This window comes from Streptococcus sanguinis SK355 (assembly GCF_000212855.1).
In the GTDB taxonomy this organism is placed as follows: domain Bacteria; phylum Bacillota; class Bacilli; order Lactobacillales; family Streptococcaceae; genus Streptococcus; species Streptococcus sanguinis_A.
Map to the genome: position 1 here is coordinate 1088255 of NZ_GL890993.1, position 22880 is coordinate 1111134.

Below are 22880 nucleotides of genomic sequence, written 5' to 3' on the forward strand. Positions count from 1 at the left end.
GGGAGGAAACGGTATGAGATCCAAACGTTTTGAAGTATTAAGCGAACGCCCTATCAACCAAGATGGATTTGTAAAAGAATGGGTTGAAGAAGGTTTAGTGGCTATGGAAAGCCCCAATGATCCTAAACCCAGTATCAAGATTCAAAATGGGAAAGTGGTTGAGTTAGACGGCAAACCAAAAGAAGAATTTGACCTGATTGACCAGTTCATTGCCAACTACGGGATTGATCTGAGCCGAGCTGAAGAAGTTATTCAGATGGACTCAAGAGAGATTGCCAATAAAATATTGACACCGAATGTACCTCGTACAGAAATTATCAAGCTGACCAAGGCCATGACTCCAGCTAAAATCATTGAAGTAGTCAATCAGATGAATGTCGTGGAAATCATGATGTGTCTGCAAAAGATGCGGACCCGTAAGCAAACAGCTACTCAAGCCCACGTCACTAATGTCAATGATAATCCAGTGCAGATTGCAGCAGATGCAGCTGAAGGAGCTCTGCGTGGTTTTGCAGAGCAGGAAACAACGGTTGCCGTAGTGCGTTACGCTCCATTCAATGCCCTATCTTTGATGATTGGTTCCCAAGTGGGCCGTCCTGGGGTACTGACTCAGTGCTCTTTGGAAGAAGCGACAGAACTAGAATTTGGTATGCGTGGCTTTACAGCCTATGCTGAGACCATCTCTGTTTATGGTACAGAAGATGTCTTCACCGATGGAGATGATACACCTTGGTCCAAGGCCTTTCTGGCTTCCGCCTATGCCTCTCGTGGACTCAAGATGCGCTTCACTTCCGGTACAGGGTCTGAAGTGCAGATGGGACAAGCCGAAGGCAAGTCCATGCTCTATCTGGAAGCTCGCTGTCTCTATGTCACGAAAGCGGCTGGAGTTCAAGGAACTCAGAATGGATCAGTTAGCTGTATCGGTATTCCAGCAGCTGTTCCGAGTGGTATTCGGGCAGTCGTTGCTGAAAACTTGATTGCCAGCATGCTGGACTTGGAATGTGCTTCATCAAACGACCAAACCTTTACTCACTCAGACTTACGTCGCTCTGTTCGGACTTTGATGCAGTTTGCACCAGGTACAGACTTTATCAACTCTGGCTACTCTGCTACGCCAAACTATGACAATATGTTTGCCGGCTCTAACTGGGATGCGGAAGACTTTGATGACTACAATGTCCTACAACGTGACCTGCGGGTAGACGGTGGTCTTCGTCCTGTACGTGAAGAAGAAGTTGTGAAGGTTCGGAACAAGGCAGCACGCGTTATGCAAGCTCTTTTCAAAGGCTTAGGCCTGCCGCCGATTACCGACGAAGAAGTCGAAGCAGCGACCTATGCTCATGGCTCTAAAGATATGCCAGAGCGGGATAAGGTTGAAGACATCAAGGCTGCTCAGGGTATTCTGGAACGCGGAGTTCAAGGGGCTGATTTGATCAAAGCCTTGGCTAATAATGGCTTCCCTGAAGTTGCCAATGAGCTGCTCAATTTGTTCAAGCAACGTGTAGCAGGGGATTTCCTACAAACATCTGCTATCTTTGATCGGGATTGGAATGTTATTTCAGCGGTGAATTCACCGAATGACTATGTTGGTGTCGGTACAGGCCATCGTCTGGTCGGCGAAGAATGGGAAAAAGTCAAAGACATTCCTAAAGCGATTGACCCGCGTGATGTATAGGAGGAGCTAAGATGACAGAGATAAATGAAACTTTACTGCGCTCCATTATTGCAGAAGTGATGAAAGAGATGAGCGCCAATACCAACGAAACAGCTGCTGAAACAAACGAAAAGCCTGTGTCCAATGAAAAAGCTGTCATCCGTACAGTTGGTGTGGCTAAGCCTAGCCAGTCAACGGATGAAGTCGTTATTGCAGTTGGACCTGCCTTTGGGGAGCAGCAAGTGAAGACAATGGTGGACATTCCTCATACGGAGGTGCTGCGTCAGCTGGTAGCTGGTATCGAAGAAGAGGGGCTCAAGGCTCGCATTGTCAAGGTCTATCGTTCTTCTGACGTTGCCTTTGTAGCGGTAGAAGGAGACCACTTGTCTGGTTCTGGCATTTCTATCGGTGTTCAGTCTAAGGGAACAACGGTTATTCACCAACGTGATTTGCCACCGCTCAGTAATCTGGAACTTTTCCCGCAGGCACCTTTGTTAACTCCTGAAACCTATCGTTTGATTGGTAAAAATGCTGCTAAGTATGCCAAGGGTGAAACACCAAATCCGGTGCCAACCCTTAATGACCAAATGGCTCGTCCTAAGTACCAGGCCTACTCAGCCTTGCTGCATATCAAGGAAACGAAACTGGTTAAAAGAGGAAAACCAGCTGATGAATGTCAGGTGATTTAATGCATATGATGTCTACAAGGAGAAATCAGAATGAGTGAATCAGTAGAAACATTAGTAAAACAAATATTAGCCGAGCTAAGCGACAGCGGCTCAACTAATCAAGGAGCAGCCAATCGTCCTGTCAGTTCTGATGAAGCGACAGCGGCTGATTATCCTATTTCTAAAAAACACCCAGACTGGATAAAGGTTGGTCAGGATAAGAAATTCGAAGATATTACACTGGAAAATATCTTGTCTGGCTATGTAAAAGCAGAGGATTTGCGGATTAAGCCGGAGATTTTGATCAAACAAGGTGAAATTGCTAAGAATGCCGGCCGCGAAGCAATCCAGTATAACTTTTCTCGGGCTGCGGAACTGACCAAGGTTCCGGATGCGCGTGTGCTGGAAATCTACAATGCCCTGCGCCCTTACCGGTCTTCCAAACAGGAATTATTGGACATTGCCAATGAATTGGAAAACCAATATGGAGCTGTTATCTGTGCGGGCTTTGTCAGAGAAGCCGCTGAAAATTATGAGCGCCGCAAGAAGTTGAAAGGCGACAACTAATCCGGTTTTATCGAGGCTATTTTGGGTTTGAAAAAAGATTATTGTCGCTACTTTTATAAATGCTACTCAAAATAGCCTAATCTTGGTGGAGGTGAAAATGTGAAACGAATCATTGGAGTAGACATAGGAAATTCTTCGACCGAGTCTGCCTTAGCTGAAGTGCAAGATGATGGAAGCATTCACTTTCTTGCCTCAGCCATTGCGGATACAACAGGTATCAAAGGAACCAAGGAAAATGTCCACGGGATTTATCAATCTCTGAGAAAATTGATGGATCAAACATCCTTTGAACTGGGACATGTTGATTTGATTCGGATCAATGAAGCGACGCCTGTTATCGGTGATGTTGCCATGGAAACCATCACAGAGACAGTCATTACTGAGTCTACTATGATTGGTCATAATCCTCGTACCCCAGGCGGTCTGGGTCTGGGGATTGGACTGACAGTGGATATTCTCGACTTGGTTCATCATCCGATTGACGGTAAATACATCGTGGTAGTGCCGAAGATCATTGATTTTGACTTGGTTGCCCAGCTGATTAATGCCTATCTAGCCAAGGGCTATCAGATTACCGCTGCCATTTTGCAGGCGGATGATGGGGTTCTGGTCAATAACCGCATTAGCCAGAAGATTCCAATCGTGGATGAGATTCTCTTTATTGACAAGGTTCCTTTGGGAATGCAAGCTGCTGTTGAAGTGGTAGAGCAAGGGAAGGTGATTTCTCAATTATCCAATCCCTATGGTATTGCGACGGTCTTCGGCTTGAGTGCAGAAGAGACGAAAAGCATTGTCCCCATTGCCCGTGCCCTCATTGGCAACCGCTCGGCTGTCGTGATTAAGACACCGGCAGGTGACGTTCAGGCTCGGACGATTCCAGCAGGTAGTATCCAAATTATCGGCAAGGAGCATACCTTAAAGGTGGATATTTCCAAGGGTGCCGATGAGATTATGGAGAAAATCGTCTATGCTGGCGAGATTAGCAATGTTGTCGGAGAAGCGGGAACCAATGTTGGAGGCATGCTGGAGAAGGTGCGCCAAACCATGGCTGACTTGACCGAGAAAGAGCCTTCCGACATTTATATCCGTGACTTACTGGCCGTCAATACTTTTGCTCCGATTTCTGTGCGCGGTGGTGTGGCTGGAGAATTTTCTATGGAGCAGGCTGTCGGCATTGCCTCTATGGTAAATTCTGACAAGCTGCAAATGTCCATCATTGCCCAAGAAGTCGAACGTGAGCTGGGGATTAGCGTGGAAATCGGTGGAGCAGAAGCTGAATCAGCTATCCTCGGAGCCCTGACTACACCAGGGACGGATCGCCCCTTGGCTATTTTGGACTTAGGAGCAGGCTCGACAGATGCTTCCATTATTGATAGCAGAGGGGAAATCCTGGCTGTCCATCTAGCCGGTGCCGGTGATATGGTAACCATGCTGATCAATTCGGAGTTGGGACTGGAAAATCATCATCTGGCAGAGGACATCAAACGATATCCTCTGGCCAAGGTGGAAAGTCTTTTCCATATCCGGCATGAAGACGGCACTGTTCAGTTTTTTGACAAGCCGCTGTCTGGAGATTTGTTTGCCAGAGTCGTCATCGTCAAGGAAAATGATGAATTTGTTCCTATTGATGACGGAGACTACTCTATTGAGAAAATCAAACTCGTTCGGCAGTCTGCCAAGGAAAGAGTCTTTGTTACCAATGCAATGCGGGCTCTCAAGCGTGTCAGTCCTACTCAGAATATTCGAGACATTCCTTTCGTTGTCATCGTAGGTGGCTCAGCTTTGGACTTCGAAATACCTCAGCTAGTGACCGAAGCCCTTTCTCAGCATGCCATTGTAGCTGGTCGAGGCAATGTGCGTGGATTGGTGGGACCTCGAAATGCAGTAGCGACCGGACTGATTTTGACCTATGTCAGAGAGAAATGGGGGGCCGGCTATGGAATTAGCTTATACTAGAAAGCCTACCATTAGGCTGATAGCTACGGACAATGCTCCTGCGGATAAGGTGGCACAAATCGGCTACGGTATCGAAGAGGAAGGTATCCCTTTTAGTCTGGTCAGCCCAGATGAAGTTAGCGATCCTGTATCACTAGCGCATGTGGCTGCAACTCAATCCCAGCTTTTAGTCGGGATTGCCTGTGATGAGCGAGATGCAGTCCTCCATTATCGTAACTTGCCGCTTGAACAATTTATCTATCGTATCAAAGATTATTCCGCTATACCGGACCATGTCTTGCGCCTATTTGGTTCAAATGCAGCGCGTTTGGTTAAGGGTATCCCGTTTAAAAAATCTGACCTGTTAGAAGCATCTTTTTGACTTGTTCCGATCGATTCAAAAAGATGTCCGTATCAACTACTGAAAAGAGGTGAAATGGATGGCTAGAGATAGAGAGAAAGACGAGCTCAGCAGTCCAGAACTATCAAGCTGGGGAGGAAACTCAGAATTGCAGGACAGCATTATCCAAAAAGTCCTTGCCAGATGCCAAACCTTACTGGATAAAGAGCCTGTTCTTTTCACAAATATCTATCAGGATGCCTGGGAATTGGTAACAAGGGCCAGACGCAAGGCTGAAGAGCTGGGACTAGCTGTCGTGATAACGGTGGTTGATCCAGCAGCACAAGTTGTGATGACCTATCGTATGGAAAATGCCTTGTTAGTGAGTAACGATATGGCTTATAAGAAAGCTTATACAGCTGTTGGCATGAGGATGCAGTCCAAGAATTTAGCACCTTTAACTCAGCCTGGCCAGTGGCTCTACCAGCTGGAAACGATGACTGACAATAAGGTCGTTAGTTTGGCAGGCGGTATTCCTATTTATTGCCAGTCAGAGATGATTGGTGGTATCGGCGTCAGCGGAGGAAGTTCTGAAGAAGACCAGTCCATTGCTGAGTATGCTGTGGGACTGTAGAGAAGCAAGCTAGCTAACTAAATAATATCAGAGGAGAGAATACCACTTGCAATCCATGCTTTGGAGCTAGGGATTTTCTCCTATTTTACGAGCACATTTCTCTTATGCTTTCTTATAATCTATATTGCGCCTTAGAAGCAATATAGAGGAGAGAGTATAAAGTATTTCGAAATGAAGGAGTATGGAGTATGGAAAAATATCTAGGTGAATTTTTAGGCACCATGGTTCTGATGGTTTTTGGGAATGGAATCGGAGCGTCTATCAGTCTTAATAAGAGTCTCGCAAAAGGTTTCTCTCCCAACTGGTTTACCGTTGTATTTGGCTGGGGCTTGGCAGTAACCTTGGGTGTCTATACGGCAGGATTTTATAATACTGGCGGTCACCTTAACCCAGCTGTCACTATTGCCTTTGCGGTGGGTGGCATCTTCCCTTGGGAGCAAGTGGTGGGCTATATCATCGCTCAGATTCTAGGGGCCTTTGTCGGAGCCGCTATTGTGGTGCTCTTCTATTATCCCCATTTCAAAGAAACCAAGGCAGAAGAAGGCAACTCAGTTGGCGTATTTGCTACTGGACCAGCCATCCAGAATCCAGCATTTAATCTGCTCAGCGAAATCGTTGCGACTTTCTTCTTCATCTTTGCACTTTTGATGATAACGTACGGTGAAATCACGCCCGGACTCACTCCACTCTTAGTTGGCTTCCTCATTATGGCGGTCGGCTTGTCTTTGGGTTCGACGACAGGTTTTGCCCTCAACCCAGCTCGGGACTTCGGTCCGCGCCTTGCTTATGCTCTCTTGCCAGTTCCGAATAAAGGAGATGCAAACTGGGCTTATGCTTGGGTGCCAATTGTAGGACCGACTATCGGCGCTGTCTTGGCTGTCTTGGCAGTCAATGCTATGTAATATATAAAATAGTAAATAAGCTAGCCGACCATTTGAAGCTAGCTTATTTATCTAACAAGTAGCAATGGAAAGTTTCAGTTTTCAAAAAAACGTTATTTAGAAAAATCACTGTTTTCATTGCTCAGGAGAAAAATATGTCTAAAAAAATTTTTGCGATTAATGCGGGCAGTTCGTCATTAAAATTTCAACTGCTCAGTATGCCCGATGAAAGCCTTTTGGTGAAAGGAATTTTTGAAAAGATTGGCTTAAAGGAAGGTATTTTTAAGATTGAATTTGAAGGTCAAAAAGAGAAGGAGCTGTTGGCTATTCCTTCGCATCAATTTGCTGTGGATTATCTGCTGAACTTTCTTTTGGAGCGGAAGTTGATTGCTTCTCTGGACGAGATAGATGGAATCGGTCATCGCGTAGCCCATGGCGGAGAATCCTTTGATGATTCTGCTTTGATAGACGAGCAAGTGCTATCCACCATTGAGAAGCTGTCCTTCCTAGCTCCTAGCCATAACCCTGTCAACTTGGTAGGGATTCGAGCTTTCCAAAAGGCGCTGCCAGAAACAGGACAAGTGGCTGTGTTTGATACATCCTTCCATCAAAGCCTTTCAGAAGCCTATTATCTCTATCCTCTTTCCTGGGATTACTATCATAAATACGGTTTGAGAAAGTATGGTTTCCATGGAACGAGTCACAAGTATATTGCTCAAAAGGTAAAGGAGATTTGGGAGGGGCAAGGAGAAGCTGCGGAGCATTTGAAGATTATCAACTGCCATTTAGGCAATGGTGCTAGTATCTGCGCCATTAAAAATGGTCAGTCTGTCAATACTTCGATGGGATTCACCCCTTTAGCTGGCCTGATGATGGGCTCCCGCTCAGGTGATATTGACCCTATGATTCTTCCTTTTTTGCTGGAACAGGAAAAATTATCAGCCCAGCAATTAAGCGATGTCCTCAATAAAGAATCCGGTCTGCTGGCTATCTCCCAGCTCAGCAATGATTTAAGAGATGTTCTGGAAGCTTGTGACAGAGGCGATGAAAAAGCTAGTCTAGCAGTCAATATGTTTGTCAACCGTATCGCTCAGACAATTGCAAGCTACATCACAGATTTAGATGGTCTGGATGCCTTGGTTTTCACTGCTGGAATCGGTGAGAATTCAGCCTTGGTCCGCAGCTTAGTTGTTCAAAAGCTCAATTGCTTAGGACTTTCTTTGAATCAGGCAGCTAACGAGCAAGGACAGCTCTTTATCCAAAATTCCCAGTCTCAGGCTAAAATTCTCATTCTTCCAACCAATGAAGAATTGATGATTGCCCAAGATACCATGCGTTTGCTGGATTTTAAGTAGCCAAAAGAGAGGTAGAGTGTTCAAGGAGTGCAGGAATAACTTTATTAATGAGAAAAAACCAGTTTATCCTTGTGTTGTTTAGACTCGAAAAGACAGAGCAAGACCTCTGCCTTTTCTTTTTTAGCTTAGATATCTTGCCATCTTCCAGTTCTGTAAGCACAGTCTGATGGAGCTTTTTTGCTTTTTTCATTCTTGAAAGATATAGGAAAACATGCTATAATGAAAAGAACATTCTAAAAATCAGAAAGATTATTATATAGTAAGGAAAAAAATGGCGAATATTTTAAAGACTATCATTGAAAATGATAAAGGTGAATTAAGAAAATTAGAAAAAATGGCTGACAAGGTCTTGGCTTATGAAGACGAAATGGCGGCCTTATCTGATGAAGAACTTCAGGCAAAAACAGAAGAATTCAAGAAACGCTATGCTGATGGCGAAACTTTAGATCAGCTCTTATTTGAAGCTTTTGCGGTTGTCCGTGAGGGAGCTAAGCGGGTGTTGGGACTCTTCCCTTATAAGGTACAGGTTATGGGAGGGATCGTTCTCCATCATGGTGACGTTCCAGAGATGCGTACCGGTGAAGGAAAAACCTTGACAGCGACAATGCCAGTTTACTTAAATGCCCTTGCAGGCAAAGGTGTGCACGTTGTCACAGTCAATGAATACCTGACTGAGCGTGACGCGACCGAAATGGGTGAACTCTACTCTTGGCTGGGCCTCTCTGTCGGTATCAATCTGGCAGCTAAGTCTCCATCTGAGAAGAAAGAAGCATACGCTTGCGACATTACCTATTCAACCAATGCTGAAATCGGCTTTGACTACCTGCGTGATAACATGGTAGTCCGCGCTGAAAACATGGTACAGCGTCCACTCAACTATGCCTTGGTCGATGAGGTGGATTCAATCCTGATTGACGAAGCTCGGACACCATTGATTGTATCCGGACCAGTTTCTTCAGATACCAACCAGCTTTATCATATGGCTGACCACTATGTCAAATCTCTGGATAAGGACGACTACATCATCGATGTTCAGTCTAAGACGATTGGTCTGTCTGACTCAGGGATTGATAAGGCAGAAAGTTACTTCAAGCTGGACAATCTCTACGATATTGAAAATGTTGCCCTGACTCACTTTATCGACAATGCTCTGCGAGCTAACTACATCATGCTCCTTGACATTGACTATGTGGTCAGTGAAGATCAGGAAATTCTGATTGTCGATCAGTTTACTGGTCGGACAATGGAAGGACGTCGTTACTCTGACGGTCTCCACCAAGCGATTGAAGCCAAAGAAGGTGTGCCGATTCAGGAAGAAACAAAGACCTCTGCTTCTATTACTTATCAGAACCTCTTCCGTATGTATAAGAAGCTGTCCGGCATGACAGGTACAGCCAAGACAGAGGAAGAAGAGTTCCGCGAAACATACAACATTCGTGTTATTCCGATTCCAACCAACCGTCCGGTAGCACGTATTGACCATTCTGACCTGCTCTACCCAAGTATTGATTCTAAGTTCAAGGCAGTTGTTCAGGATGTTAAAGAGCGTCATGAAAAAGGCCAGCCAGTTCTGGTCGGTACCGTTGCGGTTGAAACCAGTGATTATATTTCTAAGAAATTGGTGGAAGCTGAGGTTCCTCATGAAGTTCTTAATGCGAAAAACCACTATAAAGAAGCACAAATTATCATGAACGCCGGCCAACGTGGTGCGGTTACTATTGCGACCAATATGGCCGGACGGGGAACCGACATCAAGTTGGGTGAAGGTGTTCGCGAACTGGGCGGTCTCTGCGTTATCGGTACAGAGCGCCATGAAAGCCGCCGGATTGACAATCAGCTGCGCGGACGTTCAGGCCGTCAGGGTGATCCAGGTGAGTCACAGTTCTACCTGTCACTGGAAGATGAGCTTATGCGCCGCTTTGGCTCAGAGCGCATTAAAGCCCTCTTGGATCGAATGAACCTTAGTGACGAAGATTCTGTTATCAAGTCTGGCATGCTGACCCGTCAGGTAGAGGCGGCTCAGAAGCGTGTCGAAGGAAATAACTACGATACGCGGAAACAAGTCTTGCAGTATGACGATGTGATGCGTGAGCAACGGGAAATTATCTATGCCGAGCGCCACGATGTCATTACTGCTGACCGTGACCTCAGTCCTGAAATCCAGGCTATGATTAAACGGACTATCAACCGCATCGTTGATGGCAGCAGCCACTCTGATCAGGATGATAAGATTGAAGCGATTTTAAACTTTGCTAAGTATAACTTGGTTTCAGAAGATTCTATTTCAGATAGCGATTTGGAAGGCAAATCTGACCAAGAAATCAAAGATTATCTGTTTGAACGTGCACTGGAAGTCTATGACAGTCAGATTGCTAAGCTGCGAGACGAAGAAGCAGTGCGTGAATTCCAGAAGGTCTTGATCCTGCGCGTAGTGGACAGCAAGTGGACTGACCATATCGACGCCCTTGACCAGCTGCGCAATGCTGTTGGACTGCGTGGTTATGCACAAAATAACCCAGTTGTCGAATACCAAGCAGAGAGTTTCCGTATGTTCAACGACATGATTGGCTCCATTGAATTTGATGTGACTCGTCTGATGATGAAAGCGCAGATTCATGAGCAAGAGCGTCCGCGGACAGAGCGTGCTATCAGTACGACTGCTACCCGCAATATCTCTGCTAAGGCGCCAAATATACCTGATAATATAGACCTGTCTAACGTAAAGAGAAACGACCCTTGTCCATGTGGCTCTGGCAAGAAGTTCAAGAACTGTCACGGCCGTAAAAAGTAAGCGTAAAAGAAGGAGAATAGATGACCTTTAAAGCAACCAGTCAACCCATTGATGTGGCAGAAGTTCGCCAACTTGCTAAGTTAGAAGGCGACATGCTCGCTCGCAAGGAAAAGCGTGACCGAGAGTTAGAAGCAATTCTGCGTGGTCAGGATGACCGCATTCTCTTGGTCATTGGTCCCTGCTCTTCAGATAATGAAGAAGCGGTGCTGGAGTATGCCAAGCGTCTATCTGCTCTCCAAGAAGAAGTAAAAGACCGTATTTTCATGGTCATGCGTGTTTATACTGCCAAGCCTCGGACGAATGGAGATGGCTACAAAGGGCTTATTCATCAGCCTAATGCGACGGCCGCTCCAAGTCTGATTAACGGCATCAAGGCAGTCCGCAATCTGCACTATCGGGTTATTTCTGAGACAGGTATGACCACGGCTGATGAGATGCTCTATCCAGAAAATCTGCCTCTGGTAGATGATTTGATTTCTTACATGGCTGTAGGAGCTCGCTCGGTCGAAGACCAGCAGCACCGCTTTGTAGCTAGTGGAGCAGATCTGCCGACTGGCTTGAAAAATCCGACTTCTGGCAATCTCAATGTCATGTTTAACGGAATCTATGCAGCCCAGAACAAGCAGAGTTTCCTATTCGCGGGTAAGGAAGTCGAAACATCTGGCAATCCTTTGGCGCATGCCATCTTGCGCGGTGCCCTGAACGAATACGGCAAGAATATTCCTAACTACTATTATGATAACCTGCTGGATACCATTGCCCAGTATGAAAAAATGGGCTTAGAAAATCCCTTTATCATCATTGATACCAATCATGATAACTCTGGTAAGCAGTATCTGGAGCAGGTTCGTATCGTTCGCCAGACTCTGATTAACCGGGACTGGAATGAAAAGATTAAGGCTACAGTACGGGGCTTTATGATCGAGTCTTATCTGGAAGACGGCCGTCAGGACGAACCAGAAGTCTTTGGCAAGTCCATTACAGACCCTTGTCTGGGCTGGGCAAATACAGAACAGCTGGTTCGTGAAATTTATGATACATTAGGAAAATAGTATGGCATTTATTGAAAAAGGTCAGAAGATTGACATTGAGCAGATTAAGTCCAGAACCAGACTGACTGGTCAGGCCTTGGCTCATAAAAACAAGCGAGATCAAGAACTAGCTGAGATTCTCAGTGGCGAAGACGAGCGCATTCTCTTGGTGATTGGCCCTTGCTCATCGGACAATGAAGAGGCTGTGCTGGAGTATGCCCACCGTTTGTCAGAGCTGCAGAAGAAGGTCGCAGATAAGATTTTTATCGTCATGCGGGTCTATACTGCTAAGCCGCGGACCAATGGGGATGGCTATAAGGGCTTAGTTCACCAGCCAGATACTTCTAAAGCACCTAGTCTTATCAATGGTTTGCAGGCAGTTCGTCAGTTGCACTATCGTGTCATTACAGAGACTGGTCTGACGACGGCTGATGAGATGCTCTATCCGTCCAATCTTGTGCTGGTAGACGACTTGGTCAGCTATCATGCTGTGGGTGCCCGCTCAGTTGAAGACCAGGAGCACCGCTTTGTGGCGTCAGGGATTGACGCTCCGGTCGGCATGAAAAATCCAACTTCTGGCAATCTGGGGGTTATGTTTAACGCTGTCTATGCGGCACAAAATAAGCAGACTTTCCTTTTTCATGGCCAGGAAGTAGAAACATCTGGGAATCCTTTGGCTCATGTTATTCTGCGTGGGGCAACCAATGAATATGGTAAAAATATCCCAAATTTCTACTATGAGAATATGCTGGATGCCATTTCCTACTACGAAAAGATGGGCTTGGAGAATCCTTTCATCGTCATTGATACCAATCACGATAACTCTGGCAAGCAGTATCTGGAACAGATTAGGATTGTGCGTCAGACCTTGCTGAATCGGGATTGGAACGAAAAGATTAAGAGAGCGGTTCGTGGTTTTATGATTGAGTCTTATCTGGAGGATGGCCGGCAAAATGAGCCGGAAGTCTTTGGTAAATCCATTACAGACCCTTGTCTAGGCTGGGACAATACTGTTCAGCTCATTGAAGAAATTTACAACACTTTAGATAAATAAGGAAAATTGAAAGGGACAGTCTTGACCTGTAAAGAGGACTAACTGTCGGGTGAAGATGAACTCAGCTGGCGGCCCAGCTGAGTTTTGTCGCCTTTCCAGAGAATGATATGATAAAAGGACACGGAATTGACATAGAAGAGTTAGCTGCCATTGAGCGAGCCTATCTGAAAAATGCCCGCTTTGCAAAGAAGGTCTTGACCGAGGCGGAACTTACTCGTTTTGAGGAGTTATCCGGCAAACGGAAAATCGAATTTCTGGCTGGCCGTTGGGCTGCCAAGGAGGCATTTTCTAAAGCTTGGGGAACCGGTATTGGTAAGCTCAGGTTTCAGGACTTGGAGATTTTAAATGATCGCCAGGGAGCGCCTTATTTCAGCCGGTCACCTTTTACTGGCAAGGTTTGGATTTCGCTCAGCCATGCTGCTGGCCTAGTTACAGCCAGCGTTATTTTGGAGGAAAATGATGAAAGCTAGTCTGCATAGACCCAGCAAGGCAGTGATTGATTTAGCTGCTATTGCTTTTAATATTAGACAACTGAGTGCCCATCTGCCTCAGACGACAGAGAAGTGGGCTGTCGTTAAAGCCAATGCTTATGGTCATGGAGCTATTGAGGTTTCTAAGCATATTGAGCCCCTCGTAGATGGTTTTTGTGTGTCTAATATCGATGAAGCCTTGGAGCTGCGCTCAGCTGGTATTGGCAAAAGAATTCTGGTGCTAGGAGTGTCAGATCTGGCTGCGCTTCCGCTGGCTAGAAAGGGAAAGGTGTCTCTGACCGTAGCCAGTCTGGAGTGGTTGGACCTAGCTTTAGCTGCGGAAAAAGACTTAACAGGATTGAATTTTCATATCAAGATTGACTCTGGTATGGGGCGGATTGGATTTCGAGATAGTCAGGAAGCTCAGGAGGCAATCCATCGCTTGCAGGCTGCTGGGGCTGTCGCGGAGGGAATTTTTACCCACTTTGCAACGGCAGATGAAGCGGAGCACCATAAGTTTGAAGCCCAGCTGGCTCGTTTTCATCAGATCTTATCTGAGCTGGACAGTGTTCCCCCTCTCGTTCACGCTAGTAATTCCGCCACATCTCTCTGGCACAGCGAGACCGTTCTAAATGCAGTTCGGCTGGGGGATATCATCTATGGTCTCAACCCTAGCGGAAGAGTCTTGGAACTTCCTTATGAATTCAAGCCTGCCTTGACTCTGGTCTCAGAATTGGTGCATGTCAAGGAAGTAGATGCTGGAGCAGATGTTGGCTATGGAGCCACCTACACCAGCGAGTCTCAAGAGTGGATTGGCACCATTCCTTTGGGTTATGCGGATGGCTGGACACGCGATATGCAGGGGTTTGATGTCTTGATTGATGGTAAGCGCTGCCCGCTTGTCGGCCGGGTTTCCATGGACCAGATTACAGTGCGCCTGCCTCAGGCTTATCCCCTTGGCACGCCGGTTGTGTTGATTGGAAATAGCGGAGCGGAGACCATTACGGCGACAGATGTGGCAGAAAAGCGTGGCACCATTAACTATGAGGTGGTTTGCTTGATTAGCGACCGTGTACCGAGGGTCTATAAAGACTAGGAAGATTAATGCAGGGAACCGCTTGAAGTATTTGATAATGTTCTAGCTTGGCCCCCTGTCTGTGGTTTTAGATCCGCAGCAGTATCAGAACTGAAAGAGGAATTATGAATTTACACCAACCTTTGACGGTTCTGCCTGGTGTGGGACCGAAATCAGCAGAAAAATTTGCTAAGCTGGGTCTAGAGACCTTGCAGGATTTACTGCTTTATTTTCCTTTTCGTTATGAGGATTTTAAGAGTAAGAACGTCCTAGACTTGGAGGATGGAGAAAAGGCGGTTATTTCTGGTCAGGTCGTGACCCCAGCCAATGTCCAGTATTATGGCTACAAACGCAATCGCCTGCGCTTCACTATCAAGCAGGGAGAAGTCGCTCTAGCAGTTAATTTCTTTAACCAGCCTTATCTAGCGGACAAGATTGAAGTGGGAGCTAATATAGCTGTCTTTGGCAAGTGGGACAAAGCCAAGGCTAGTCTTACTGGAATGAAACTGTTGGCTCAGGTAGAGGACGACTTGCAGCCTGTCTATCGGCTGGCTCAGGGAATTAGTCAGGCCAGTCTGGTCAAGCTGATTAAGACTGCCTTTGACCAAGGTTTGGACTTGCTCTTAGAGGAAAATCTACCCCATCCCCTGCTGGAACTCTACCAACTAGTGAGCAGAGTTGAGGCTGTGCGGGCTATGCATTTTCCAAAGGACTTTGCGGACTACAAGCAGGCTCTTCGGCGGGTCAAGTTTGAAGAACTCTTTTATTTTCAAATGCAACTGCAGGTGCTAAAGAGAGAAACCAAGGCTGTCAGCAATGGATTAAAGATTGATTGGCGGTCGGATACTGTAGCCGAGAAAAAGCAGAGCTTGCCTTTTGAGCTGACTTCAGCTCAGGAGCGCAGTCTGACAGAGATTTTGCAGGATTTGCGGTCGCCTGGACACATGAATCGCCTGCTACAGGGCGATGTGGGAAGCGGAAAGACAGTAGTCGCTGGTCTGGCTATGTATGCTGTTTATACAGCTGGCTTTCAGTCAGCTCTGATGGTTCCAACAGAAATTTTGGCTGAGCAGCATTTTGACAGCCTAGCTCAGCTATTTCCAGAACTGAAATTGGCCCTACTTACTGGGGGAATGAAAGCAGCTGAACGCCGAAAGACCTTGGAAGCGATTGAAAAAGGTCAGATGGACATGATTGTCGGAACCCATGCCCTGATTCAGGAAGGAGTCCGTTACCATGCATTGGGTTTGGTCATTATTGACGAGCAGCATCGCTTTGGGGTGGAGCAGCGCCGGATTTTACGGGAAAAGGGAGACAATCCTGATGTCCTCATGATGACGGCGACGCCTATCCCCAGAACCCTTGCTATCACAGCATTTGGTGATATGGATGTGTCCATTATTGACCAGATGCCGGCGGGACGCAAACCTATCATCACCCGCTGGGTCAAGCATGAGCAGCTGGAAGTCGTCCTCGACTGGCTGAAAAAAGAGCTCCACAAGGGGGCTCAGGTCTACTTTATTTCTCCCTTGATTGAGGAATCTGAGGCGCTGGATCTTAAGAATGCCATTGCCTTAGAAGAAGAACTGACAGCCTATTTTGGTCAGCAGGCCCAAGTGGCTCTGCTTCATGGCAAGATGAAGAGCGAGGAAAAAGATGCGATTATGCAGGACTTCAAGGAAGGACGGACTGATATTCTGGTCTCTACCACGGTCATTGAGGTCGGAGTCAACGTCCCCAATGCTACAGTGATGGTCATCATGGATGCGGATCGCTTCGGACTCAGCCAGCTTCATCAGCTGAGAGGCCGCGTTGGCCGGGGGAGCAAGCAGTCTTATGCCGTCCTTGTTGCCAATCCTAAGACGGAGTCGGGCAAGCGCCGCATGAAAATCATGACTGAGACGATTGATGGATTCCTGCTAGCTGAAGAGGATTTGAAAATGCGAGGTTCCGGAGAAATCTTTGGCACTCGGCAGTCTGGTATTCCTGAGTTTCAAGTGGCAGACATCGTAGAAGATTATCCGATTTTAGAAGAAGCCAGAAAGGTTGCCAGCCAGATTACAGCTGATCCGAACTGGCGGACAGATCCTAATTGGCACTTGATTGCTCTTCATTTGGACAAGCGAGATTACCTAGATTAAGAGTTCTTTGGATTAAGTTTCCTGCAAGTTATTTATAAGTAGGCTTTAAGTTTGAGGGATTATACTATTGTCAAATCAAAGAAAGAGGTAGGACCAATGACAATGTAAACATCCCTTAAAATCCTGTAACCAAAGCTTGAAGACTAGAAGACTTGCGAGGTATGAGCCACTCAAAGAAATAGAATAATTTAGAATTTTTTCATCAACAATCTCCTAATAAATCACAAGCTTCATCCAATCGGTGAAGTTTTTTTTGTATATAATTGAAAAGACTTGTTCATTTCAATTAGTAGATAGAGATTGCTGGACTTCTTTGACTATAAGCTTTCCCTAAGAAATCTATAAGAGATTCTTAAGTTTAGGGCTGTATCCTTATATCCAAGTAAGAACAAAAAGATTAGGGATCAAACTTGAGGTCAAACGCCCCAAGAGTTTCGTTTTTGCTCTTAAAGAATTCATGATAAGCGAGGTAAAAGCTATGAAAGTTACAATCAAAGTCCACTATCCGAAGACATTTAAGCAAGCTCAGAAAATGGAGATGACCTATGGTAAGTGATTATATTTTTGAAATTCTAGAGTCTCTGTTTGAGGTTATCTTCTAAGACCAGCGATTCAATGAAGTTTTCCCAGTGTTAGAATATGAAAGAGTCAAAAAAGTGCTAAGCAAACTTAGCACTTCTTGATTTAAAGAAAATAAATAGGGGCTTTTTCTCTCAGCCTTCCATATAATTCCGGAGTTCTTGGTCTTTGAGTCCAGCATTCAGGGCGATGAGCAGTTTGATTCTGGCTTTTTGGGCATTGAGCTCTTTGACGAAGAAGATACCAGCCTGGTGCAGCTGAACGCCGCCACCTTCATAAGCATAGACTGGCTCAGCGATCCCGTTAAAGCAGCGAGAGACCAGAGCAATTGGCAGTCCGGCTGCTATCATATCAGCTAGCTTGTCAGCTACTTCCTTGGGGAGGTTGCCAGCACCGAATGCCTCTATGATGAGGCCGTCTATCTTGTCTAAATCCAGCATATCCAGAAGTTCTGTCTTCATACCCGCATAAGCTGGAATAATGGGCACCAGACCAGAGATGCTGTTCAAGTCAAAGCGGACTCGAGGCTCCGCTGTCTTAAAATAGAGAATCTCCTGTTTCATAATCAAGCCAAGCGGTCCGTGAGTCGGTGTCTGGAAGGTGCTGACATTGGTCGTATGGGTCTTGGTTACATACTTGGCAGCATGTGCCTCGTCATTCATAACGACAAGAACGCCTTTATCGCTGGCTTTTTCATCACTAGCCACCCGCAGGGCTGTCAGGTAGTTATAGACTCCATCGCTCCCCAGCTCATTGGAACTGCGCATAGCTCCGGTCAGAACGACTGGAATCTTTGGCAACTGCATAGTATCCAGAAAGTAAGCCGTCTCTTCTAAAGTGTCCGTTCCATGAGTAATGACCACTCCGTCAAATTGGTCAGCGCTGGCTTTGATTTTCTGATAAAGTTTGAGCATATGCTGGGGTGTGATATGAGGACTGGGAATATTAAAAAAGTCAATGACTTCCGTCTCAATCCCTTCAAGCGGAACTGTCACATGGTTCATAGGGTTATCAGCATTGGTAACGACAGCCCCAGAGCCGTCAGCCTGCATGGAAATGGTTCCTCCTGTGTGCAGGACCAAGATTTTCTTTGTCATAAATTCTTTCTCTCCTTGTAGTCATGATGCAGATTCAAAAACTTACATTCTGTTTTCATAGAGTTTTCAATCCTGTTGCATAGATATTACTCCAGCTTTTCTTTTCTGCAATTCATGTGATTGTATGCCATTTTTGTGTTATAATTTATTGTATCATAAAAGGAAAGAATGAGAAAATCAATGGAAGTAAAGGCCGTCTTTTTTGATATTGATGGGACACTGGTCAATGACAGTCGAACGGTTTTGAAATCTACAGAAAAGGCTATTCAGAGTTTAAAGGAGCAAGGAATATTGGTCGGTTTGGCAACTGGCCGCGGTCCTTTCTTTGTCAAACCTTTTATGGAGCAATTGGACTTAGACTTTGCTGTGACCTATAATGGCCAGTATATTTTTTCAAGAGACAGGGTGATTTCTGCCAGTCCCATTGACAAGCAGAGTTTGCGGGATTTAATCGCCTATGCTAAGAAACACCGAAAAGAAATTTCCTTGGGAACGGCTGAAGCTATGCTGGGCTCAAAGATTATGTCCTTTGGCATGAGCCCGTTCTCCCAGTGGACTAGCCGCTTCATCCCTAAGCGAATGGCGCGAACGGTCAGTCACGGTTTTAATAAAGTCATCAGCAAGGCCCTGCCCCAGCATGAAAAGGATCTCCTGCAGCTGATTCAGGAGCCGATTTATCAAGCTTTGATTTTGGCCAGCCCAGAAGAAAGCCGTAAGATTGAAGCAGACTTCCCTGATTTGAAATTTACCCGTAGCAGCCCCTATGCGGTCGATATTATCAATAAAGACACATCTAAGCTAGAGGGGATTCGCCGAGTCGGCAAGGAATATGGTTTTGACATTCATCAGGTCATGGCCTTCGGTGACTCTGACAATGACTTGGAAATGCTATCGGGAGTTGGCCTGTCCATTGCTATGGGAAATGGAACTAGCTCGGTCAAGGAAGTGGCCAAGCACACAACCACCAGCAATAGTCAGGATGGGATCCACAAGGCTCTGGAGCATTTTGGTATCCTAGCTAGGGAAAAGGTCTTTACCAGCAGCGACCATCACTTTAATAAGGTTAAAGAGTTTCATAGTGTCATGGATGAAAGCACTCAGGAAGAACCGATTGCTTGGTCGCCTGAGGACGCTCGCTATCGGGCAGGCTTCAAACTGGAAGAGCTGGTCGAGTTTCTGCGAGCAGCTAGTAAGTCTGAGGAAGACTTTGACAGCTCTGTAGCCTATCTCCATCAAGCGCTTGACAAGGCTGCCGACAAGGTTCGCTCCAAGAGTCAGGCTGAGGTTTCTCTAGTCGGTCAGGTAGATGCCTTGATTGATACTCTATACTTCACTTATGGCAGTTTTGTCCTGATGGGAGTGGATCCAGAGCAGCTGTTCGATATTGTCCATCGGGCTAATATGGGCAAAATTTTCCCAGACGGGAAGGCTCACTTTGACCCCATCACTCATAAAATCCTCAAACCAGATGACTGGGAAGAAAAATACGCTCCCGAAGGAGCTATCAAAGAAGAACTGGAACGACAGATTCAGGCCTACCAACGTACCATAGAGCAGAAAGAAGAAAACAAAGAATAAATGTTTGAAGAGCAGAAAATTTTTGCTCTTTTTTTATTTTATGGTACAATAAGAAAAAAATGTAAAGGAGAGGACTGATGGATCAATACCAAGTTAAGAGCGACCTATCAACAGCAGCCCGTCATGCAACAGCAATCGGGGATGCAAACTTCCTACAGATGATGGCTATTACTCGTGATTCGCAGACAACTGTTGCTGGAAATTCTAATGCAAATGCAGGGATTTCACATGTTGAAAGCTTACAAGGGCAGCTCGGGGCACACATTACAAGTATTATTCAGAATGTTCATAGTGTAGCAGCAGAGTTTGAGGATAAGGATGCTATGATTCGTCAAAGTCTGACTACTAACTATTTACCGCCTAAAAAGGAACCGACAGTCACTAAAAAAGATTTAGGTCTGAATACCTTGACTGCTTTGGAGGAATAATCCATGCAGGAAGATAAGCGGTGGACTGCCTTGTTGGCCAAGGAGCGGAGGCTTGCTGATCATGAATGGGAACTCTATCAAAAGTTGGGACAGGCAAAAGCTCAAGAAGAAGATGTATTATGTCAGTTGGATTCTATGGGGGCATGGTTTCGTGATCTGTCTTATGATTTCGAAGGAAGCCGATATTACAGTAAGATAGCAGACTGTCAGCTAGATTTTTCTCATCAAAGCAGACAGCTAAAGCTTGATATAGAGGATCAGATACAAAAATTGCGGAAAGACCATCAAAATGCAGAAAATCAGCTAGAGGAAGTCTACAAAGAGAAGCGTGCCTTAGCTGTCGAGGAGTAAAGATGAGTATTGATATGTATTTAGAAGCTGCTCGAACGCAGGCAGAAAGCCTTGGGCGAGCGGTTGAACAATGTTTGGGGCAGAATCTTAAATTAATAAGCGTTTTATCAGCTTTTCATAATGAGGATGAACTAACAGGTAAAGCCTATGATTCTGCCAAAAATCATGTTGTTGGAACTGTCATCCCGATTGTTCAGGGAGTCATTCTCTATCAGGAAGCGATAGCCTTAGCTTGTCAAAATTTTGTTAGTAATTACACAGCAGAAGTAGATGGTAAGAGCTGGCGCCAATCAGAACTGGAAGAGAAAATTCGTTTTGCAGAACAGCAACTGGCAGAGTTGGAACGCAAATCGCAACTCTATTCAAATAATAAGGGTATGTCTATTGTGGATTTCAGTGCTTCCATCACTGTTGCAGAAAGTGCTAAGGAAGTCTTCCAAGAAATTTTGGACAATTTGCTTGCCTTCAATGACAGTTCACCAACTATCTTCGCGGAGGCTGAGTCTTACTTGGCAGCCGCATCTACGGGTCTATCTCAGGCAGGTCAGAGCTGGGATGCGTCGACTCAGACTTATCTCTCTCCGCGCCGAGATGCTGATCTCAGCTGGAAAGGTACCATCAATACTGGATGGACTAAGCGGCAGGAGATGATTGAGGAAGTAAAAAGACAAAATGCCTCAATGACGTTAGAGGAGAAGATAGCCAGCCTTTCGCGAGAACAGATTGAAAAAGAGTATCCTAGGATTGTAGAGGCATATTGGAATAATGAGATTTTTGACTATCGCTGGCGTGGGAAATTCACTCAAAAGGAGATAAAAGAAGTAGACCTGGTTATTGAGCGCTATAAAAAATCCTTGGAAGAAAATCCGGGCTTAAGAAAAGATATTTTAGCCAAGGTAGATCCCTTTTTCAAAGCAAAGATTGACCGAATGAACCAGAAGGAGCTGGAAGAATATTATCCTGGATTAAAATTTAGTCCTATAGCTCCGCTTCTAGATCATAACTATTATTCATCTGAAACAGATCAAGCAAATGATATATATTTGGTTGCTCGCTATCAAGAATTGGATAGCCAAAATCCTATCAGCAAACACGATCCTAACTTCGAGCAAAAACGTTTTGAATATATCTCTAGAACGGGCCTTGATCCAGTCACAGGCAAAGAGGCTGATAAGGAGCTCCTGAATTATGCCACAAACTATACCAAGTACGCACCTGGTATAAAAGCGGGTTATGACTTCCTAATGGTAGGGGCAGCAGCTTGGAGTACTCGGGCTTATAATAAGGATTTACAAACACAAAGGGCTGACACCCAGATTAATAAGTATTATCAGATTAAGGATGCGGTAAGGACTCAGAGCGTGGGGAGTCAGCCAGTGGTTGAGATTAAAACCTACAGTATGGATGATTTAGCGAATCTTAAACACACAGAGAACTTTACTGAGAAGTCTAAGATTCACATTTTTGAAGGTGATATAAATAAAAAAGGTCAATCAGGAGGTTATCATTATGATATGGTTGAAGGGACGTCTGGAAATATTATCGAGGGTACGAAAGGCTCTGTTTTAAATGATGCTGGGGTTTATGAAGCGAAAGTTGAAGTAAATGGCATTCCTAAAAAAGCAAATGGAGGCTATTCAACTTTCTTTCCTGACCATATGAGCCCGCAGGAGGTTGTGGATGCTATTAATGAGGCGTATTCTAATAAAGTTTTAGCTCATGGTAATAAGTACATTGGAAAAAGTAGTAATGGATTAAAGATTGGAATGTATATAAGAGAATCTGATGGAAAGATTATCTCAGCATTCCCAATGGAATAAAATGAATTTAGAGGTAAGGTTAATGGAGAGAACATATTCAGTTTTGGTTTTTGGAAATGAAGAAAATGACATAATGTTAGTTTTGAAGTTTACAGATCAAAAATTTCAATCGTTGTCAGACTTTTTAAATTCTGAGGTTCATAATTTTTACCCTCATATTTATAAAGAATTGAAAGCAGTTGTTACTGGTCAAAAAGAAGAATCAGACTTTGGCGGTAATATGCTAAATATTGATATAGGTAAAGAAGAAACAGAAGTATACTATCAAATGGATGATGAGAGCCTTGGGGAACCTTGCTTTATTTCAACTGATCAACTATATAAATTAGTTATTGAGTGGAAAGAAATGGAAGAAAAAATGTACAGAGGGGAAGATATTTTTCCAGTGATCTTAGAAGATTGATATAGTATAAAGAATTTAGGGTAGGATG

20 protein-coding genes are annotated in these 22880 nt (G+C 45.1%); 19 read left to right on the forward strand and 1 reads right to left on the reverse strand.

Going from position 1 to position 22880, the window contains the following annotated elements:
• Positions 1-13 precede the first annotated feature (13 nt).
• The 14 genes from HMPREF9389_RS05955 to recG all read left to right on the forward strand — a co-directional run bounded on the left by HMPREF9389_RS05955 (position 14) and on the right by recG (position 16596).
• Positions 14-1675: a propanediol/glycerol family dehydratase large subunit gene (locus HMPREF9389_RS05955; RefSeq protein ID WP_002896348.1), complete on the forward strand. Its 1662-nt coding sequence runs from the start codon at positions 14-16 to the stop codon at positions 1673-1675.
• 11 nt (positions 1676-1686) lie between these two features.
• Positions 1687-2343 (forward strand): propanediol/glycerol family dehydratase medium subunit, encoded by a 657-nt coding sequence (locus HMPREF9389_RS05950; protein WP_002929483.1) that lies wholly within the window; start codon positions 1687-1689, stop codon positions 2341-2343.
• Positions 2344-2373: 30 nt separating this feature from the next.
• Positions 2374-2889 (forward strand): diol dehydratase small subunit, encoded by a 516-nt coding sequence (locus HMPREF9389_RS05945; protein ID WP_002929484.1) that lies wholly within the window; start codon positions 2374-2376, stop codon positions 2887-2889.
• A 99-nt stretch (positions 2890-2988) separates the two neighbouring features.
• Positions 2989-4845, forward strand: a complete 1857-nt coding sequence (locus HMPREF9389_RS05940; protein ID WP_002929493.1) for a diol dehydratase reactivase subunit alpha — start codon at positions 2989-2991, stop codon at positions 4843-4845.
• Positions 4826-5206 (forward strand): glycerol dehydratase reactivase beta/small subunit family protein, encoded by a 381-nt coding sequence (locus tag HMPREF9389_RS05935; RefSeq protein ID WP_002929496.1) that lies wholly within the window; start codon positions 4826-4828, stop codon positions 5204-5206. Before HMPREF9389_RS05940 ends, HMPREF9389_RS05935 begins: the two co-directional genes overlap by 20 nt.
• Positions 5207-5264: 58 nt before the next feature.
• Positions 5265-5798, forward strand: coding sequence for a GlcG/HbpS family heme-binding protein (locus HMPREF9389_RS05930; RefSeq protein ID WP_002929497.1), 534 nt, complete (start codon positions 5265-5267; stop codon positions 5796-5798).
• Between the two features lie 188 nt (positions 5799-5986).
• Positions 5987-6700, forward strand: a complete 714-nt coding sequence (locus HMPREF9389_RS05925) for an MIP/aquaporin family protein (RefSeq protein WP_002929498.1) — start codon at positions 5987-5989, stop codon at positions 6698-6700.
• A 134-nt stretch (positions 6701-6834) separates the two neighbouring features.
• A complete protein-coding gene (locus tag HMPREF9389_RS05920; protein ID WP_002929501.1) occupies positions 6835-8034 on the forward strand; it encodes an acetate/propionate family kinase in 1200 nt (399 codons plus the stop codon).
• A 271-nt stretch (positions 8035-8305) separates the two neighbouring features.
• Entirely contained in the window at positions 8306-10825 is a 2520-nt protein-coding gene (secA, locus tag HMPREF9389_RS05915; RefSeq protein ID WP_002929503.1) for a preprotein translocase subunit SecA, read from the forward strand.
• A gap of 20 nt (positions 10826-10845) precedes the next feature.
• Complete coding sequence (locus HMPREF9389_RS05910) at positions 10846-11877, forward strand: 3-deoxy-7-phosphoheptulonate synthase (RefSeq protein WP_002901054.1); 1032 nt, start codon at positions 10846-10848, stop codon at positions 11875-11877.
• 1 nt (position 11878) lies between these two features.
• Positions 11879-12910, forward strand: a complete 1032-nt coding sequence (locus tag HMPREF9389_RS05905; protein ID WP_002929505.1) for a 3-deoxy-7-phosphoheptulonate synthase — start codon at positions 11879-11881, stop codon at positions 12908-12910.
• Between the two features lie 107 nt (positions 12911-13017).
• Positions 13018-13380, forward strand: coding sequence for a holo-ACP synthase (gene acpS / locus HMPREF9389_RS05900; RefSeq protein WP_002929506.1), 363 nt, complete (start codon positions 13018-13020; stop codon positions 13378-13380).
• Complete coding sequence (gene alr / locus HMPREF9389_RS05895) at positions 13370-14476, forward strand: alanine racemase (RefSeq protein WP_032906398.1); 1107 nt, start codon at positions 13370-13372, stop codon at positions 14474-14476. Before acpS ends, alr begins: the two co-directional genes overlap by 11 nt.
• 104 nt (positions 14477-14580) lie before the next feature.
• A complete protein-coding gene (gene recG / locus HMPREF9389_RS05890) occupies positions 14581-16596 on the forward strand; it encodes an ATP-dependent DNA helicase RecG (protein WP_002929509.1) in 2016 nt (671 codons plus the stop codon).
• A 713-nt stretch (positions 16597-17309) separates the two neighbouring features.
• Here the strand turns inward: recG and HMPREF9389_RS05885 are convergent.
• Positions 17310-18272 (reverse strand): asparaginase, encoded by a 963-nt coding sequence (locus HMPREF9389_RS05885; RefSeq protein WP_002929510.1) that lies wholly within the window; start codon positions 18270-18272, stop codon positions 17310-17312.
• A 180-nt stretch (positions 18273-18452) separates the two neighbouring features.
• Between HMPREF9389_RS05885 and HMPREF9389_RS05880 the strand changes: the two genes are divergently transcribed.
• From HMPREF9389_RS05880 to HMPREF9389_RS05860, 5 genes are all read left to right on the forward strand, one after another.
• Positions 18453-19850 (forward strand): Cof-type HAD-IIB family hydrolase, encoded by a 1398-nt coding sequence (locus HMPREF9389_RS05880; RefSeq protein ID WP_032906401.1) that lies wholly within the window; start codon positions 18453-18455, stop codon positions 19848-19850.
• Between the two features lie 77 nt (positions 19851-19927).
• A complete protein-coding gene (locus HMPREF9389_RS05875) occupies positions 19928-20278 on the forward strand; it encodes a TIGR04197 family type VII secretion effector (RefSeq protein WP_002929514.1) in 351 nt (116 codons plus the stop codon).
• 3 nt (positions 20279-20281) lie between these two features.
• On the forward strand, positions 20282-20629 hold the full coding sequence (locus HMPREF9389_RS05870) for a DUF3958 family protein (RefSeq protein WP_002929515.1): 348 nt from the start codon (positions 20282-20284) through the stop codon (positions 20627-20629).
• Positions 20630-20631: 2 nt separating this feature from the next.
• On the forward strand, positions 20632-22449 hold the full coding sequence (locus tag HMPREF9389_RS05865) for an EndoU domain-containing protein (RefSeq protein ID WP_002929516.1): 1818 nt from the start codon (positions 20632-20634) through the stop codon (positions 22447-22449).
• A 22-nt stretch (positions 22450-22471) separates the two neighbouring features.
• A complete protein-coding gene (locus tag HMPREF9389_RS05860) occupies positions 22472-22852 on the forward strand; it encodes a hypothetical protein (RefSeq protein WP_155114688.1) in 381 nt (126 codons plus the stop codon).
• Positions 22853-22880: the final 28 nt, after the last annotated feature.